Here is a 17,183-nt window from a genome sequence, read left to right on the forward strand (position 1 = left end):
GCGTTCGATAAGAATTCAAGGGCGTGAGGTCATGAACACTTCGCAACAGAATGAACGGGCGCGCGACCTCGGTCTGCTGTTCCTGCGGGCCAGCGGCGGGCTGTTTCTGCTGTGGGTTCACGGCTTGCCCAAGCTGCTGGACTTCACCGCACAGCTGCAACTGATCGAAGACCCGTTCCACCTCGGTGCCCACCTCACGTTGATCCTGGCGATCTTCGCCGAAGTCGTCTGTCCGTTACTGATCGTCGCCGGATTACTGGCGCGATTGGCCTGCGTGCCTATTCTCTTTGTGCTGCTGGTGGCGCTGCTGGTCGTGCATCCGCAATGGAGTGTGGCCGAGGGGCAGTTCGGCTGGTTGCTGTTGATCCTGTTTACCACTGTGTTGATCGCCGGGCCGGGACGGCTGGCGATTTCTGTTCGTTTGCCCGGAGTGTTGCGTTATGCCTGAAGTCCTCAATCCACAAGTACCGGGGGCCGATGAGACGGTCACGTTGATCATCAAACACCGGGTCAAGGCCGGTTTCGAGTCGGCATACGAGGCCTGGCTGCGCAATATCGTCCGTGTTGCGGGGCAACGCGAAGGGCATCTGGGCGTTGATGTGGTGCGCGGCAAGCGCGGCCGTCTCGACTTTTACACCTGCGTGCTGCGCTTCAGTTCCACCGAAGCGATGCAAGGCTGGCTGGAATCGCCGCAGCGTCAGGCGCTGGTCGCCGAAGCCGCGCCAATGCTGGCTGATGGCGATCAGACCGAAGTCGCGCCGGTCAATGAATTCTGGTTTACCCCACTGGCCGATGCCGCTTCGCCGCCGCCGCGCTGGAAGCAGGCCGTGGTCACGCTGCTGGTGATTCTGCCGCACACCTTGCTCGTGCCGCTGATCTGGGGGCCGCTGCTGGCGCTGCATCCGATTCTTTCCAACTACGTGGTCGCCACATTCCTGATCACCCTGACCATCGTCCTGTCGGTGGTGTACGTGGTGATGCCGCCGGTCACCCGTTTGTTTACGCCGTGGCTCGAAGCCAGCCAGGCCCATGAACACCTCGATTCCCAAGAAACCTCGCCGCGCTGAGCGCGCGGGGTTTGCTCCTTTTCACTTTGCTTGAGGAACTGCGATGAGCGCCGATCTGATTTTATTCAATGGCCAGTTTCATACCGTAGACCGCACCAAACCACTGGCCAGTGCCGTGGCCATCACCGACGGCCGCTTCGTCGTCGTCGGCAACGACAACCAGGCCATGGCCCTGCGCGGGCCGAACACGCAAGTGGTCGATATGCACGGCCGCTGCGTCATCCCTGGCCTCAACGACTCGCACCTGCACCTGATCCGTGGCGGTTTGAACTACAACCTCGAACTGCGTTGGGAAGGCGTGCCGTCGCTGGCCGATGCGTTGCGCATGCTCAAGGATCAGGCCGACCGCACACCGACGCCGCAATGGGTGCGTGTGGTCGGGGGCTGGAACGAGTTCCAGTTCGCCGAAAAACGCATGCCGACCCTGGAAGAAATCAACCAGGCCGCGCCGGACACCCCGGTGTTCATCCTGCACTTGTATGACCGCGCCTTGCTCAACCGCGCCGCCCTGCGTGTGGCCGGTTACACCCGCGACACGCCGAATCCGCCGGGTGGCGAGATCGTCCGCGACAGCAACGGCAACCCGACCGGCATGCTGGTCGCACGGCCGAACGCAATGATCCTGTACTCGACGCTGGCCAAAGGGCCGAAGCTGCCGCTGGAATATCAGGTCAACTCGACCCGCCAGTTCATGCGCGAACTCAATCGCCTTGGCCTGACCAGTGCAATCGATGCCGGCGGTGGTTTCCAGAACTACCCGGACGATTATCAGGTGATCGAGCAGCTGGCCAAAGACGACCAGTTGACCGTGCGCATCGCCTACAACCTGTTCACCCAAAAGCCGAAAGAAGAACTGAGCGACTTTCAGAACTGGACCGGCAGCGTCAAGTTGCATCAGGGCGACGACTACCTGCGCCACAACGGCGCCGGCGAGATGCTGGTGTTCTCGGCGGCGGACTTTGAAGACTTCCTCGAGCCGCGTCCCGATCTGCCGCAAACCATGGAAGAAGAGCTGGAGCCGGTGGTGCGCCATTTGGTCGAACAGCGCTGGCCGTTCCGTTTGCACGCCACTTACAACGAATCGATCAGCCGCATGCTCGACGTGTTCGAGAAGGTCAACCGCGACATTCCGTTCAACGGTTTGCCTTGGTTTTTCGACCACGCTGAAACCATCACCCCGCAAAACATCGAGCGCGTGAAAGCGTTGGGCGGCGGCATCGCGATTCAGGATCGCATGGCGTTCCAGGGCGAGTACTTTGTCGACCGCTACGGCAAGCAAGCCGCCGAAGCGACTCCGCCGATCAAACGCATGCTCGCCGAAGGTGTTCCGGTCGGTGCGGGCACCGATGCGACGCGGGTTTCGAGCTACAACCCGTGGACCTCGCTGTACTGGATGGTCAGCGGTCGTACCGTCGGCGGTCTGGCGCTGTATGAAGAAGGTCTGCCGCGCACCACCGCGCTGGAACTGTTCACCCACGGCAGCGCCTGGTTCTCCTCGGAGCAGGGCAAGAAAGGCCAGATCAAGGTCGGGCAACTGGCGGATCTGGCGGCGCTGAGCGCGGACTTCTTCCATGTCGAAGAAGAAGCGATCAAGTGGATCGAGTCGGTCATGACCGTGGTCGGCGGCAAGATTGTCTACGCCGCTGGCGACTTCGAAGACCTCGGCCCGCGTTCGATTCCGGTGCTGCCGGACTGGTCGCCGGTGGTGAAGGTTCCGGGCCACTGGCGGCCGAATTCGCCGTTGCAGGCGCAGGTTCACCAATGCAGCGGTCCGTGCGCCGTGCACACCCACAGCCATGAAAAGGCGCGAATGTCGAACGCGCCGGTCAGCGACTTCGCCGGTTTCTGGGGCGCGTTTGGCTGTTCCTGCTTCGCCTTCTGATTTCCCCTGAAGCGTCGGCCATCCGGTCGGCGCCTCACGCTTCATCCATCCGTCCATCCAGGAGTTTTCCCATGAGCGTTCCTTACACACGTCTGAACAAAGATGATGCGGTTGTGCTGCTGGTCGATCACCAGACCGGCCTGATTTCGCTGGTCCAGGATTTCACCCCGAACGAATTCAAGAACAACGTGCTGGCGCTGGGCGACATCGCCAAGTTCTTCAAGCTGCCGACCATTCTGACCACCAGTTTCGACGCCGGCCCGAACGGCCCGATCGTGCCTGAATTGCGTGAGCAGTTCCCGGATGCGCCGTTCATTCAGCGTCCGGGCCAGATCAATGCCTGGGACAACGAAGACTTCGTCAAGGCGATCAAGGCCACCGGTCGCAAACAACTGATCATTGCCGGTGTGGTGACTGACGTTTGTGTAGCGTTCCCGACCTTGTCGGCCATTGCTGAAGGTTACGAAGTGTTTGTGGTGACTGACTCGTCGGGCACCTTCAACACTACCGTGCAGCAAGCGGCGTGGGCGCGGATGTCGGCGGCGGGTGCACACCTGCTGAACTGGTTCTCGGTGGCGTGCGAGCTGCAGGGTGACTGGCGCAACGACATGGAAGGTCTGGCGCATTTGCTGTCGGAGCGTCTGCCGAACTATCGTAATTTGATCAACAGCTATACCAAGTTCACTGCCAAGTAATCGGCTGATCTTGAAGAGCCCCTCATCGGAACGCCGCCCGCCTAACCCTCTCCCGGAGGGAGAGGGGACTGACCGAGGGGTTCTCTCGATATACGCCGACGTGCGATACCGAGCCGAACTTCAGTTTTGAACAGCTTGAAGATCGGCTCCCTTTTCCTCTGAGATCTTGGGGAGAGGGGACTGACCGAGGGGTTCTTTCAAGGTACGCCGACGTGCAATACCGAGCCGAACTCAGGTTCTGGATTGCATGCGGTCTGCTCCCTTTCCCCCTCGCCCCCTTGGGGGCGGTCCGACGTTTCGGGAGGGTTGGGGTGAGGGGGTAGGCTCTTGATCTTAAAATCCTCGCATCAACGCTTTTGCAACCAACCCAGAAACCCGCCTTTCCTCACCGCCACCGGCTTGGCCATCAACGCGAGGCGACTGTTCTGTTGACGCACCGCCTGCAATTTATTCAACGCCCGACCCACCTCCGTGCGCTTTTCCATGCACTCACGAGTCAGGTTCTTGTCGAGGCGATAAATGATGCTCGACGTCAGCGCCGTGAACGTCGCCTGCGACGGCGTATCCGCCAGAATGCTCTGTTCACCCATGACCTCACTCGGCCCCATGCGCCCGGCCTCGATTTTGCTGTCGCCGTCCGGCACGGTCGCGCTGACCACGCCAGTGGCAATCACAAACAGACTGTCCGGCACTTCGTCGAGATCCAGCACCACCTGGCCCGCCGTGTATTGCTGCGCGACCATCGACTCGGCGAGCCGATCACGTTCCTCGCTGTTCAGCGAACGGAAGATTTTCACTTCATCGAGCAGCGCACGGGCGCGGGTCGAGGGTTCGATCACACCGTCGGGATGCCGGGAAATGCCTGCGGCTTCAAGGTGCCGGTGGGCGAGGTCGAACAACTGATTACGCACCTCGCTTTTCTTGCCCAGCTCAGCAATGAAACCGCTGGCCACGTATTCCGACATGGTTTCGCCGGCCTCTTTCAAAACGGCCTTTGGCGCCGGGCTAAGGAGCAAACTGCTGCTGCCCTGCAAGGTGCGGTCGAGCGCATCGAGCACTCGGCGCGGACGAATGTGGTTCGGCACTCTGATGCTGATCGACACGCCATGCATGTTGTTCGGGCGACTGAGGTTGACGATTTTCGCCTTGGCCGCCACCGAGTTCGGCACCACGGCCATGGTTCCGGCGCTGGTCAGCAAGTGCGTGGCGCGCCAGTCGATGTCGAAGACCTTGCCTTCGACGCCGTCGATCATCACCAGATCGTCCACCTGATAAGGCTTGGTGGTGTTGAGCACGATCCCGGAAAACACATCGGCCAAGGTGCTTTGCAGGGCCAGACCAACGACGATGGCGACCACGCCGGAGGTCGCCAGCAAGCCTTTCACCGGCAGCTCCAGCACGTAACCTGCCGCTGCGACCGTGGCGATCAAAAACACCAAGGCGCCGATCACATCTTGCAGCAAGCGACCGCTGTGGCCGATACGACGCATCAGCGCCAGGCCGATGACTTCGGTCAGCACCCGCGCAGCGTACAGCCACCAGAGAATCCCCAGTGCCGTCGCGCCCAGTTGTGCGACCCGGTCATCGACGAACACCGGCGCTTGCAACGGACTGACACCGGCGTTGATCACCAGCGCCGTGAACGCCAGAAACAGCACCAGCCGCACACCCACTCGCGGGGCGCGATGGGTGAAGGGCGAGAAGTGCCAAAGTACCGCGTCGAGCAGCAGCAGGGCGGCGCTCCAGGACAGCAGGTGAGTGTAGAAAAGGGTCATGACCGAAGCTCCGCAGTGTCTGCCAATAAAAAGATCGCAGCCTGCGGCAGCTCCTACAGGAGAACGTATTCCCATGTAGGAGCTGCCGAAGGCTGCGATCTTCTGCCGTTAAGGCTGCAAGTGGGTTTTCAACTCAGCCGCCGCCTGACGCACGGCCGCTTTCACCTCAGGAATCTGGCTCAGCGGATTGAGCAGGCCGAAGTCATGAATCATCCCGTTGTAACGTACCGAGGTCACCGCCACACCGGCCGCATCGAGGTGCCGCGCATAGCCTTCGCCTTCATCACGCAGCACGTCGAACTCGGCGGTCTGCACCAGTGCAGCAGGCAAGCCTTTGAGCTGTTCGGCGCTGGCGTTCAGCGGCGAGGCATGGATCTGCGCACGCTCGGCCGGGTTGGTGGTGTAGTTGTCCCAGAACCACTGCATCATGCCTTTGGTGAGGAAGTGACCCTCGGCGAATTGCTGGTACGAACCGTCATCGAACTGCGCGTTGGTCACTGGCCACATCAGCAACTGGAAGCGCAGCGCCGGGGTTTTCTGTTCCTTGGCCATCAACGCCACGACCGCCGCCATGTTGCCGCCGACGCTGTTGCCCGCTACCGCCAAGCGCTTGCCGTCGACACCGATGTCCTTGCCGTGCTCAGCCACCCATTTGGTCGCGGCGTAGGCCTGGTTGATTGCGGTCGGGTACTGCGCTTCCGGCGACGGCGTGTAATCGACATACACTGCGACGGCACCGGAACCCACCACCAGATCACGAATCAAGCGCTGATGCGTCGGATAATCACCGAGCACCCAGCCGCCACCGTGGAAGAACATGAACACCGGCAACTCGCCTTTGACCTTGGCCGGCCGCACCACTTTCAGGTTGATCGTCTGGCCATCGACCTTGATCGCTTTGTCGCTGACTTCAACGCCGGACAAGTCCACCTTCACCGAAGCCTGCGCGCCGGTCAGTACCGCACGGGCGTCTTTCGGGCTCAGTTGCTCAAGGGGTTTGCCACCGCCGGCGGCGAGGGCGTTGAGGAAGGCTTGGGTGTTGTGTTCCACGCCAGGGCTGCCGGCGGCAAAAGCGCTGCTGACGGAAAGGGCGAGGAGGGAAGCGGTGAGGGTTTTCTTGACGATGTTCATGGTGGAAATCCTTTTGAATAATTTTGATTTTTTGCCTGAGTTGCGGGCTGCTGTGGCGCTGGGCTTCAGGCCTCAGCAACACCGTGAGCACAGATTAATGAGCTGCTTGAAAGTGAAAAAGCGGCTATAAAGCGTTTAACTGTCCACCAGAGAGTGACAATGAACCCGTTCGAAGACATGCGTATTTTTTGCCAGGTCATGGACTCCGGCAGCTTTACCTCAGCGGCCGATCAACTGGGCCTGTCCAAGCAGTTCGTCAGCCGACGCTTGATGCAACTGGAAGAGCGTCTTGGCGTGCGGTTGTTGAACCGCTCGACCCGGCGTCTGGACGTCACGCCACTGGGGCAGAGCTATTACGAATCGGCGCTGCGGCTGTTGGGCGAAGTCGAGCAAGTGGAGCAGGGCATCGCCGGGCAGACTGCCGAGCCGCGCGGAACGATCCGCTTGAGTGCGCCGCTGTCGTTTGCCGTGGCGCATCTGGGTTGCCTGCTGCCGATGTTTTTGCAGCGCTATCGCGAGGTCACGGTGGAGGTCGATCTGAGTGATCGGCCGGTGGATTTGCTCGGCGAGGGCTACGACTTGGCGTTGCGCATTGGCGTGCTCGAAGACTCGACGCTGATTGCCCGGCGCATCGCTTCGATCGAACGGGTGTACTGCGCCAGCCCGGCGTATCTGGCTGAACGCGGCACGCCCCTCGAGCCGGAAGACCTGCATAGCCATGACTGTTTGCCGTACGGGCATAGTCGTTCGGTGCAGTGGCGCTTCAACGCGGGGCAGGGCAAGCCGTTGTTGGTCAATGTCACCGGACGCATGCGCGTGAACAACGGCGAGTTGCTCAGGGATGCGGCGGTGCAGGGGATGGGCATTACTTATCTGCCGACGTTCATTGTCGGCGCGGCGTTGAAAGACGGCCGGTTGGTGCCGGTGCTGGATGATTTGCGCCCGGAACCGCTGACACTTTCAGCCGTTTACCCGCAACACCGCCAAGCCTCCAGACCGGTGCAGGCGTTGGTCGAGTTTTTGCGTGAACGCCTGAACGAGAGCCACGTCGCCCTCTGAGCCTTACGCAGATCAAAACTGTAGGAGTGAGCCTGCTCGCGATAGCATTCTGTCTGTCACAGCTTCAGTGTCTGAATGACCGCTATCGCGAGCAGGCTCACTCCTACATTGGGATTATGGTTGTCTGCGGAATATGTAAACGCCACAAAACCCTGTGGGAGCTGGCTTGCCAGCGATGGCGGTGTGTCAGGCAATAGAATTTTGTCTGACCCGGCCTCATCGCTGGCAAGCCAGCTCCCACAGGGGGTGTGGTGTTTTCAGGATGGATCAGTTGGCGCGCTTGTCATCGCCCGGCTCGCCGCCGACATGTACGCCACGATCATCGCCGACTTCGCTTGCAGCATGCACGCCACGATCATCACCGACTTCACCCGCGCGGTGGACGCCATGGTCATCTCCCGCTTCGGCGTGCGTACCGTTGCGGCCGGAGGAGGCGCTGTTGCCTGAGTGACCGGTGCCGTGGTCGCTGCCGCTGTGGCCACTGTTCCCGCCGCCACCGCTGCCGCTATTACCGCCTCCGCCGTGACTGCCACCGCCACCGCTTCCGCTTCCACCATTTCCACCGCTGCCACCGCCATTTCCACCGTGACTGCCGCCACCGCCACCGCCACTCCCTCCACCACCACTCCCGCCATCCTTGGCATAAGCACTGGAAACCCCGGACAAGCTATCCGGAATCAGTACCGTAGACGCCGACAGAACTGCGCCGATGGCCATTGCGAGCATGAGCTTTTTAATGTGCATATCGTTCTCCGTCTTTGTGGTCTTGTTGGGAACGTAAAAGTGCCTTGTTACAGGGCCCGGACCCGTTCCCGGAGTCAGTGAATACTCGAAGCCAGTTCGAAAATCGGGATGTACATCAGGATCACGATGACCCCGATCAGCAGGCCGATAAACGTCATCAACAGCGGTTCGAACAACTTCACGAACCACTCCAGCCAGCGGCTGATTTCCTCGTCATAGAAGTCGGCGCTGCGCTCCATCATCTGCCCGAGGTTGCCCGACTGTTCACCGGCGCGCAGCAGGCGCAGGGACACCGGCGTCACCAGGTGATTGAGTTCCAGCGCGGTAGACAACGATTGCCCCTCGCGCACCCGCTCGCAGGCCTGGTCCAGGCGCACGCGTGAAGCCACGGTGAGCAAACCGCGCACCATGCCCATGGCGGTCACCAGCGGAATCCCGCCTTGCAGCAGAATCCCCAGCGAACGATAAAATCGCGCCAGTTCATACATGAAAATCCGTTGATGCACGGCAGGCAGTTTCTCCACCAGCCGATCCAGCCCACGGCGAAACGCCGGTTGCTTTTGCAGCACGGCGAGGGCGATGACAATCGCTGCCAATGCACCGAAAAATTCAGCCTGATGCGCATGCAGAAACATGCCGCTGCTCATCAACACCTGCGACAGCCACGGCAGGTTATCGCCCAAGCCTTCAAACACCAGGCTGAAACGCGGCACCACATAACCCATCAAGAACAACACCACGCCACCGCCGACCACCAGCAACAGCATCGGGTAGATCGAGGCGCTGATGATCTTCTGCCGCACCTCGTCCATGCGCTGGCGATAGCTGACGTAGCGCCCCAGCGCATCGCCGACCGCGCCGGTCTTTTCGCTGGATTGCACCAGCGCCACGTACAGCGGCGGGAACACTGCCGACAACTGGCCCAACGCCTGGGAGAAGGATTTGCCCTCGTACAGCAGGCGCACCAGCTCACTCAAGGTTTTCCGGGCAGCGGGAGCAGTTTCTTTTTCGGCGAGGCTTTCCAGCGCATCGATCAACGGGAGGCCGGCATTGAGCAAAGTGGTCAGTTCCTGGCTGAACAACACCAGGTTGAAGGTCTCGCGCTGGCGCAGTTTCAGCGAACGCCAATGCTTGTCGGCGTGCGAGCTGAGCACGCGCAAACCTTGGTCCTCGGCGATCCGCCGCGCCTCGCTGTCACCCGGCGCTTCCACACTCAAGGACACCACGCCAGCCTTGCCGACCGCTTTCAAATGAAATCGCATGGGCCGCGCTCCGCTCACTGCCAGTTGGTCACTTCAGCGTTTTCGCCTTCGCCGCCGGGCTGGCCGTCCTTGCCCATCGACAGCAAGTCGTACTCGCTGTTTTCGCCGGGATAGCGGTAGGCGTAGTTACGCCCCCACGGATCCTGCGGCAGCTTTTTCTGCAGGTACGGGCCGGTCCATTTCGCCTCGTCGCTGGGTGCGGTGACCAAGGCCTGCAAGCCCTGTTCGGTGGACGGGTAATGGCCGACTTCCAGTCGATAGATGTCCAGTGCCTTGCTCAGCCCTTCGATCTGCGCCTTGGCCACTTTCACTTCCGAGCGGCCGAGTTGGGCGAAGTATTTCGGCGCGACGATCCCGGCCAACAGGCCGAGCACCACCAGCACCACGAGCAATTCGAGCAGGGTAAAACCGCGTTGGCTACGCGGACGAAATTGCAGCTTCATGATGACCTCCCGTGAGTGGCAGCCGTGTCGCCAGAAGGGCTTATGCAATTGCCATGCTCAGCCCCCACTGAAAATCACCTGATTGGCTGAAGCCCTTGTGATCCGGGCATCTCAAGAGTCGGCACAGTGCTTGCGTATGGCTCAAACGTGATCGGCCATTGGGGCATTTCCCCCAATTTATCGGGGTCGATCCGGGGAGGCCCGACATGAAATTTTTCGCCAGCGGATTGCTCGGATGTGTGCTGCTCAGCGGCGCCGCGCAGGCCGATGTGTTCATCTCGGTGGACGCCAAGGGCAGCTATGTACTGTCCAACGTGCACCGGCCCGGACGCACCTACGAACGGGTGATCCGCGAAGCTGAAGCCACTGTGGTCAGCCTCGATCAGCAGCCGCAAATGATCGCCAACCAGCCCTACGCGGAACTGGTTTCGGCAGCCGCCAAAGTCAATCAGTTGCCTGAAGCATTGCTGCACGCGGTGATCAACGCCGAGTCCCATTACAACCCCGGCGCCACGTCGCCCAAAGGCGCCGGCGGGCTCATGCAATTGATGCCCGACACCGCACGGGAGTTGGGGGTGACCGACGTCTACGACCCCAAGGCCAACATCCAGGGCGGGGCCAAATACCTCAAGCGCCTGATGACCCTGTTCGACAACGACATCGCCCTCGCCGTAGCGGCTTACAACGCCGGCCCCGACGCGGTGCTCAGCCGTGGCCGGGTAATTCCGCCGTTCGCCGAAACCCAGCGTTATGTACCGAATGTGTTGCGTCAGTACCGGCGTCTGCAGGGCCTGGCGATGGACGCGCCGTTGTGACCCCAACCCGGTTTCCCCACTTTCGGGGCAAACCGGATAGACCCGAAAAGTGGGGAATAGGGGTGGGGAATATTCCCCGGATTCTCAAGTGGTCGCGGTAACTGACTGAACATTAAAGCAATTTTTTGTGGCACGCGGATTGCTCCGAGGCATTTGTCGAGAAGTGTTCCCACGAGCACCCACTACGAGGTTCCTGATCATGGCTGGCTTCCCTCACGCTCCGTCCCTGATTAACTGGCTGCTGATTCTGGCCTCGATGCTCAGCGTCGAGCTGGCCGGCGCGGCCGTACGTTGCGAGCGCAACCTGGTGGCCAACGTCGTCGCCTTCGATCAGCCACTGATGTTCAACCGCCTCGGTGCGCAGAACATCAACGGCATGATGTTCGCCCTGCGTCGCGACGTGGTGGATGAGCATGAGCAGTCGCTGGCGTACGGCGGCGCCGCAGTGCCGGGCAAAGTCTCGCTGCGCCCGGACAAGCGCCCACGGCCGTTGGTGCTGCGCGTGGCTGCCGGTGATTGCCTGACGATCAATCTGCAGAACCTGCTCGACTATCAGGCCAACCCGAACAAGCACTTTGAAAACGAGGGCGAAGAAGAGGGCGCGGAAAACGCCAACGGCGCCGAAGACTTCAAAGTCGATGAGCAGGTGGCGGATCGTCACGTCGGTTTCCAGGTCAACGGCCTGCAAGCGGTGAACAGCATTGATGACATTTCTTCGTTCACCGGGCGGAACGCCAATACGTTGGTGCCACCGGGTGCGAGTCGTTCTTACACCTTGTACGCCGAACGTGAAGGCGCGTTTGCCGTCAGCAGCCGTGGCGCGACGTTTGGCGGCGAGGGCGCGGCCGGCAACGTCGCCAATGGTCTGTTCGGCCAGGTCGTCGTGTTGCCCAAGGGCGGTCGCACCTATCGCAATACCCTCACCGAAGAAGAAATGCGCCTGGCCACCACGGGCCGCGCACCCACTGGCCAACCGATCGTTGATTACCAGGCGCGCTACCCGCAACGCGAACCTTGGTTGCGCGAAGGCAAGGCCGGTACGCCGATCATCGGCATGGTCGACGGCAACGAAATCATCTCCAGCGAAAGCGATGCGATTGTCATGGGCAGCAACGCCGACGGCAGCTTCCCGTCCAGCACTTATCCGCTGGAATCGGTGGGAAAACGCAACCCGGCGATCCCCAACCGCCTCGAAGCGTTCCGCGATTTTGCCTCGCAGTTCCAGGACGAAACCGCCGCCACCCAAGCGTTCCCCGCGTACTGGGCCGACCCGGTGATGGCCCATGTGCTGGAGCCGACCCGCGACTCGTTCATGATCAACTACGGCTCCGGCGGCATGGGCGCCGAAGTGGTCGCCAACCGCTTGGGTGTGGGGCCGATGCACGATTGCCTGTCGTGCGCCTATGAAGAATTCTTCCTCAGCTCGCACACCGTCGGCGATGTGGCGATGCTGGTGGATGTGCCGGCCAACACCGGGCTTGAGAACATCGCCCCCGGCCAGATACCGCGCGCCGATCAGATCGGTGTGAAAGCCACCATGGCCCTGTATCCGTCGGAGCCGTCGAACGTCAACCACAGCTACATCGGTGACTTCGTCAAATTCCGCAATACCCACAATGGTCACGAGCAGCACATCTTCCACTTGCACGGCCATCAGTGGCTGTTCAACCCCAACGACGACAACTCCGATTACGTCGACGCGCAAGGCATCGGCCCGGGCGCCGGTTACACCTATGAAATCGCCAACGGTGGTTCGGGCAACCGCAACCGCGTGGCCGGCGATGCGATCTATCACTGCCATTTCTATCCGCACTTCGCCCAGGGCATGTGGGCCATGTGGCGGGTGCACGATGTGTTCGAAGAAGGCACTCGACTCGACGTTTCGCAGCAAGGCGCCGACGGTTACCACAGCGAACCGTTTGCCTTGCGCAGCGGCAAACCGGCGGCCGGCGCGCGCGCCTTGCCTGACGGCGAAATCGTTGCCGGTACACCGATTCCGGCGATTGTGCCGCTGCCGGGCAAAGCCATGGCGCCAATGCCGGGCAAAGTCGTGGTGGTGCCGAAAATCGGCGAAACCCTGATCGCCGGCAATGACGACGATGACGAAGAAGAGGGCGACGACGACGGCGAACACCATGGCGGCAACGCCGGCGGTCAAGCCATCGGCTCGCTGGCGCTGGTTGATCGCAGCGAAGCCAACCGCAACGCTGACGGCAGCCTGAAAAACCCTGGCTATCCGTTCTGGATCGGCGGCATGGAAAGTTCGGTCGGCCAACGTCCGCCAACCCCACCGCTGGACATGCTCGACGCCGCCACCGCGCAGTCTTTGAAGGCCAGCGGCAAAGCGCTGTGGGCCAACCTTGACCCGGCGCAGTCTGGCGGTTGGGATGGCGGCTTGCAGCGTCATGCACTCGACGGGGTCGCGGCCGGTGGCGAGGCGCACACCGTGACCACTTCGCTGGATTTCTCCAAGGAAGTCACCCGCGCCAAACCGATTTACCTGCCGGAAGAAGGCACCGAAGTCGAACAGGCGGCGATGGCCTTCCACGCGAAAAAAGACCATCCAAGCTATGCCTTGCTGCCCGGCAATCAAGTGGTCGCCAAAGCGTTCCGCACCAATGGCGCTTTGCCGATGGCCGGCGCGCCGTACTACGAGCCGTGCATGGACGATCGGCAAAAACGCCTGACCGCCAGCGCTGGCAGCGGTGAGTTCGCCAGCGGTGAACGCATCGACGGCATGTCCTTTGTCGGCGCCTCGAGCTTCACCGCCGATCGCCCACGCATCTACAAAGCCGCCAACATTCAGTTCGACGCGGTGTACAACAAGGTCGGTTATCACTTCCCGCAAGCGCGCATTCTGGCGCTGTGGGAAGACGCCTGGCCGGTGATCACCAAGCAGCGTCCGCCAGAGCCGCTGGTAATGCGCATGAACACCTTCGATTGCGTGCAATACCAGCAAACCAACCTGGTGCCGGCCACCTACGAGATGGACGACTATCAGGTGCGCACGCCGACCGATGTGATCGGCCAGCACATTCACTTGCCGAAGTGGGATCTGACCTCGGCGGACGGCTCGTCCAACGGCTGGAACTACGAGGATGGCGTGCTCTCGCCGGGCGCCGTGCAGGAACGCATTCACGCGATCCGCGAATTCAATCAGTGCGCCGGCACCGATCCACGTGACGGCACCCAGGCCTGCCCGAAAGCCAAGAACCATCCGTTCTTCGGTCAGTACGGCCGCGCCGATTGGGTCGGTGCGCGCACGGCGATGCAGCGTTGGTTCGTCGATCCGGTGGTCAATGCAAAAGGCGTCGATCGCGGCCTCGGCACGATCTTCACCCACGACCACTTAGGCCCATCGACGCATCAACAGATCGGTCTGTACGCGACTGTGCTCGCCGAGCCGGCCGGTTCCACCTGGTTCCACGCCGAAACCGGCGAGCCTCTCTATAGCGGCGCGCGTCAAGACGGTGGGCCGACGTCGTGGCAAGCGGTGATCAACACCGGTGACCTCGATGGCGACGGCAAGAACGACAGCTTCCGCGAGTTTTTCCTCGAGTACAGCGACTTCCAGCACGCCTATGAAGCTGGCGTCTATGTCGGTGCCGGGCCTAACGGTGTGCCGAATGCGCAGGCGTTCCCGGCCACCGCCGACAGCTTCCGCTACGCAATCAACCCGCCAGTGCGCAACAACGCCAGCAACCTGCTTGAGGGCGTGCTGGAAGTGCAGGGCGGTCAGGTTCCGGGCTGCCCGAGCCGGCCATGTCCACAGGCGATTTCGGTGGATGATCCGGGCATGTTCGTCGTCAACTATCGCAACGAACCGCTGGCCCTGCGTGTGTATGACCCGAACAAGGTCGGCCCGGACGGCAAGCGCGGCATGCAGGCCGACGGCCTCGGCGGCGATCTGTCGTTCGCCATGCAAAGCCGCACCGACCGGGCGATCCCGGCGATGAACCTGGCGCCGAATCTGCTCACCTCGGCGACCGGACCCACCGGCGGCACCACGCTGTTCCCGCCGCACATCAACAAGGGCGGCGCCGAACCGGGCGATCCGTTCACACCGATGCTGCGCACTTACACCGGCGACAACGTGCGGCTGCGGGTGCATGCCGGCGGCCATGAAGAAGAGCACAACGTCACCCTGCACGGTGTGAAATGGCTGCAGAGCGGTTCCGGTTTCGGCAACAGCTCCAACTCCGGCTGGCGTGCGTCGCAGATGATCGGCATCTCCGAGCAGATGGGCTTTATTGCGCCGGTGTCGATGCTGTCCAGTTCGGCGGCGACCACGGGCGACTATCTGTACTCGATGGACGCTTCGATCGAAGGCTACTGGAGCGGTATCTGGGGCGTGATGCGCAACTACACCGCCAAACGCGCCGACCTGTTCGCCATCCCGAACAACCCGAGCCCGGCGGGCATGCGCAACACCGTAGCGTTCGAGGGCAGTTGCCCGCGCTATGGCGCCAACCCTAACGGCATTGGCACTCGGCCCACTGTGCAGCGCAACTATGAAGTGGTCGCGGCGCTGGCCAATGACATCCTCGGCAATACGCTGGGGCTGACCATCGGCGATCCCGAAGGGCTTGGCCAGCATGTCGGCGGGCCGCTGAATCCGGCGGGTGGCACCCTGGTGCTGAACTCGCGCACGGTGAGCATTCCGCAGGTCACCGTGACCGATCCGGAGGATGGCGAAACCATCACCATCGGCGGGCAGAGCGGGCCGCTGCATGACCCGACCGCGATCCTCTATGTGCGTAAATCTGATCTCGATCCGGTCAGCGGCAAGCTCAAACCCGGCATCCCGGTCGAACCGCTGGTGCTGCGTGCGGCAGCGGGGGATTGCATCAACATCACTCTGGAAAACCGTCTACCGAGCGTGATGCCTGACCTGACCCAGACTGCCGTGATGCAGGGCATGGTCAAGCGTGATCGCAACAGTGGTCTGGGTTCGACCACCTTCAGTAACAACCTCATGCGGCCGTCCAGCCACGTCGGTCTGCACGCGCAGTTGCTGGCGTATGACATCACCAAATCCGACGGCGCCAACGTCGGTGCCAACCCGATCCAGACCGTGCCACCGCGTGTCGGCAGCAACGGCGCGTACCCGACCCGTACTTATCAGTACTACGCCGGGCACCTGGAGCGTGAAGGCAAACCGGTGACTCAACTGGGCCGCAGCGTCGACAACATCAATGCCACGGCGGTGGAGTTCGGCGGCTTGAACATCACCCCGGCGGACGTGATCAAGCAACCGCAAAAAGGCCTTGGCGGGGCGATGAGCATTCTGCCGATCGGCGCGACCTGGGTTGATGATGCGCGCAAGGTCAACGCTACGGTGACGGCACCTGGGCAAACCAGCTACCGCGACTTTGCGATGGTCTGGCACAAGGCGTTGAACACCCGTTGGGCCAATGGCCGGCCGGTGGAAGGGATCGCTGCTGAGGGCTTCGGCGTGCCGACCGATCCGCAGGACAACTCGAGCATGGCGATCAACTACAAGACCGAACCGCTGTGGTACCGCTTCGGCCTCGCCCCGGATGCACCGTTTGGTCATGCCGATGGCGCGGGTTACGGCGACATGGTCAATGCGCACATGGCTTACAGCAATGCGCTGGTCGGTGGCGATCCGCAGACCCCGGTGCTCTACGCCAAACCGGGGCAGCCGTTGCGTACGCATATTTTGATGCCGAGCGGTGGCAGTCGCGGCACTACGTTCCAGCTCGACGGGCACGTCTGGTCGGTGAACCCGTTCCAGGCCGAGAAGAGCGACACCGGTGGTTATCCGATGGGCTCGCCGGGCGTCGGCTCGGTGCGCTTCGGCTACAACCCGATGTCGATGTACATCGGCGCCCACGAAAGCATCCTGCCGGCCGCGCACTTCAGCTTCATGATCCCCAGCGCCGGCGGCAGCAATGCGATCCCGGGGGATTACCTGTTCCGCGACTACGGGGCCTACGGCAACACCTCCGGATTATGGGGACTGCTGCGGGTGACCAACGAACCGGAACCGGCGCCGCAGGGGCAGTAGCGGAACGGTAATGTCCCGGTGGATGCAAATCCCCTGTAGGAGTGAGCCTGCTCGCGATTGGGGCTACTCGGTTTCGGATGGTGAGGCAGATGACGCTATCGCGAGCAGGCTCACTCCTACAGGGGCCGGTGGTGGGCAGTGAGGATGCGGTAGGAATGCAAATCCCTTGTGGGAGCGAGCCTGCTCGCGAATGGAGCTACTCGGTTTCAAGGCTGCAGCTGAAGACGCCTTCGCGAGCAGGCTCACTCCTACAGGGTCGGTGTTTTGTCAGGTAGCGTT

General features: G+C 61.8%; 12 protein-coding genes. 7 read left to right on the forward strand and 5 right to left on the reverse strand.

The genetic code is table 11. The annotated features are described in order from the left end of the window. Positions 1 to 31: 31 nt before the first annotated feature. The 4 genes from ACIPIZ_RS14720 to ycaC all read left to right on the forward strand — a co-directional run bounded on the left by ACIPIZ_RS14720 (position 32) and on the right by ycaC (position 3,644). Positions 32 to 448, forward strand: coding sequence for a DoxX family protein (locus ACIPIZ_RS14720; protein ID WP_064392591.1), 417 nt, complete (start codon positions 32 to 34; stop codon positions 446 to 448). Beyond that, positions 441 to 1,067 carry an antibiotic biosynthesis monooxygenase gene (locus tag ACIPIZ_RS14725; RefSeq protein WP_064392594.1) on the forward strand — a complete coding sequence of 209 codons (627 nt, stop codon included), beginning with the start codon at positions 441 to 443 and terminating at the stop codon, positions 1,065 to 1,067. The genes ACIPIZ_RS14720 and ACIPIZ_RS14725 overlap by 8 nt, the downstream gene beginning before the upstream one ends. A gap of 43 nt (positions 1,068 to 1,110) precedes the next feature. Next, complete coding sequence (locus ACIPIZ_RS14730) at positions 1,111 to 2,949, forward strand: amidohydrolase (protein ID WP_008079742.1); 1,839 nt, start codon at positions 1,111 to 1,113, stop codon at positions 2,947 to 2,949. 71 nt (positions 2,950 to 3,020) lie between these two features. Then, positions 3,021 to 3,644, forward strand: a complete 624-nt coding sequence (ycaC, locus tag ACIPIZ_RS14735; RefSeq protein ID WP_007913541.1) for an isochorismate family cysteine hydrolase YcaC — start codon at positions 3,021 to 3,023, stop codon at positions 3,642 to 3,644. A gap of 347 nt (positions 3,645 to 3,991) precedes the next feature. On the opposite strand, the gene ACIPIZ_RS14740 is transcribed toward ycaC, so the two are convergent. Together ACIPIZ_RS14740 and ACIPIZ_RS14745 are read right to left on the reverse strand one after the other, a co-directional pair. Beyond that, positions 3,992 to 5,419 (reverse strand): mechanosensitive ion channel domain-containing protein, encoded by a 1,428-nt coding sequence (locus ACIPIZ_RS14740; RefSeq protein ID WP_401165853.1) that lies wholly within the window; start codon positions 5,417 to 5,419, stop codon positions 3,992 to 3,994. Positions 5,420 to 5,527: 108 nt separating this feature from the next. Further along, a complete protein-coding gene (locus ACIPIZ_RS14745; RefSeq protein ID WP_401165855.1) occupies positions 5,528 to 6,550 on the reverse strand; it encodes an alpha/beta hydrolase in 1,023 nt (340 codons plus the stop codon). 159 nt (positions 6,551 to 6,709) lie between these two features. Between ACIPIZ_RS14745 and ACIPIZ_RS14750 the strand changes: the two genes are divergently transcribed. Then, the gene (locus ACIPIZ_RS14750; protein WP_064392600.1) at positions 6,710 to 7,609 is read left to right on the forward strand and encodes a LysR family transcriptional regulator; all 900 of its coding nucleotides are present in this window, start codon (positions 6,710 to 6,712) and stop codon (positions 7,607 to 7,609) included. Between the two features lie 267 nt (positions 7,610 to 7,876). Here ACIPIZ_RS14750 and ACIPIZ_RS14755 read toward each other — a convergent pair whose 3' ends face one another. The 3 genes from ACIPIZ_RS14755 to gspG all read right to left on the reverse strand — a co-directional run bounded on the left by ACIPIZ_RS14755 (position 7,877) and on the right by gspG (position 10,058). Further along, positions 7,877 to 8,353: a hypothetical protein gene (locus tag ACIPIZ_RS14755; RefSeq protein ID WP_401165857.1), complete on the reverse strand. Its 477-nt coding sequence runs from the start codon at positions 8,351 to 8,353 to the stop codon at positions 7,877 to 7,879. 74 nt (positions 8,354 to 8,427) lie between these two features. Continuing rightward, a complete protein-coding gene (locus tag ACIPIZ_RS14760; RefSeq protein WP_253482754.1) occupies positions 8,428 to 9,615 on the reverse strand; it encodes a type II secretion system F family protein in 1,188 nt (395 codons plus the stop codon). Positions 9,616 to 9,629: 14 nt separating this feature from the next. Then, a complete protein-coding gene (gene gspG, locus ACIPIZ_RS14765) occupies positions 9,630 to 10,058 on the reverse strand; it encodes a type II secretion system major pseudopilin GspG (RefSeq protein WP_105709037.1) in 429 nt (142 codons plus the stop codon). Positions 10,059 to 10,264: 206 nt separating this feature from the next. On the opposite strand from gspG, the gene ACIPIZ_RS14770 reads away from it, so the two are divergent. After that, the gene (locus tag ACIPIZ_RS14770) at positions 10,265 to 10,873 is read left to right on the forward strand and encodes a lytic transglycosylase domain-containing protein (RefSeq protein ID WP_401165860.1); all 609 of its coding nucleotides are present in this window, start codon (positions 10,265 to 10,267) and stop codon (positions 10,871 to 10,873) included. A gap of 199 nt (positions 10,874 to 11,072) precedes the next feature. Beyond that, a complete protein-coding gene (mnxG, locus tag ACIPIZ_RS14775; RefSeq protein WP_401165862.1) occupies positions 11,073 to 16,904 on the forward strand; it encodes a manganese-oxidizing multicopper oxidase MnxG in 5,832 nt (1,943 codons plus the stop codon). Positions 16,905 to 17,183: the final 279 nt, after the last annotated feature.

The organism is Pseudomonas sp. NPDC087690 (assembly GCF_044743175.1).
In the GTDB taxonomy this organism is placed as follows: domain Bacteria; phylum Pseudomonadota; class Gammaproteobacteria; order Pseudomonadales; family Pseudomonadaceae; genus Aquipseudomonas.

Bases quoted from the DNA above. Each gene is read 5' to 3' on its own strand.
- ACIPIZ_RS14760 (WP_253482754.1), bottom strand. From the start codon at position 9,615: ATGCGATTTCATTTGAAAGCGGTCGGCAAGGCTGGCGTGGTGTCCTTG.
- ACIPIZ_RS14730 (WP_008079742.1), top strand. From the start codon at position 1,111: ATGAGCGCCGATCTGATTTTATTCAATGGCCAGTTTCATACCGTAGAC.
- gspG (WP_105709037.1), bottom strand. From the start codon at position 10,058: ATGAAGCTGCAATTTCGTCCGCGTAGCCAACGCGGTTTTACCCTGCTC.
- ACIPIZ_RS14740 (WP_401165853.1), bottom strand. From the start codon at position 5,419: ATGACCCTTTTCTACACTCACCTGCTGTCCTGGAGCGCCGCCCTGCTG.
- ACIPIZ_RS14720 (WP_064392591.1), top strand. From the start codon at position 32: ATGAACACTTCGCAACAGAATGAACGGGCGCGCGACCTCGGTCTGCTG.
- ycaC (WP_007913541.1), top strand. From the start codon at position 3,021: ATGAGCGTTCCTTACACACGTCTGAACAAAGATGATGCGGTTGTGCTG.
- ACIPIZ_RS14725 (WP_064392594.1), top strand. From the start codon at position 441: ATGCCTGAAGTCCTCAATCCACAAGTACCGGGGGCCGATGAGACGGTC.
- ACIPIZ_RS14750 (WP_064392600.1), top strand. From the start codon at position 6,710: ATGAACCCGTTCGAAGACATGCGTATTTTTTGCCAGGTCATGGACTCC.
- mnxG (WP_401165862.1), top strand. From the start codon at position 11,073: ATGGCTGGCTTCCCTCACGCTCCGTCCCTGATTAACTGGCTGCTGATT.
- ACIPIZ_RS14755 (WP_401165857.1), bottom strand. From the start codon at position 8,353: ATGCACATTAAAAAGCTCATGCTCGCAATGGCCATCGGCGCAGTTCTG.
- ACIPIZ_RS14745 (WP_401165855.1), bottom strand. From the start codon at position 6,550: ATGAACATCGTCAAGAAAACCCTCACCGCTTCCCTCCTCGCCCTTTCC.
- ACIPIZ_RS14770 (WP_401165860.1), top strand. From the start codon at position 10,265: ATGAAATTTTTCGCCAGCGGATTGCTCGGATGTGTGCTGCTCAGCGGC.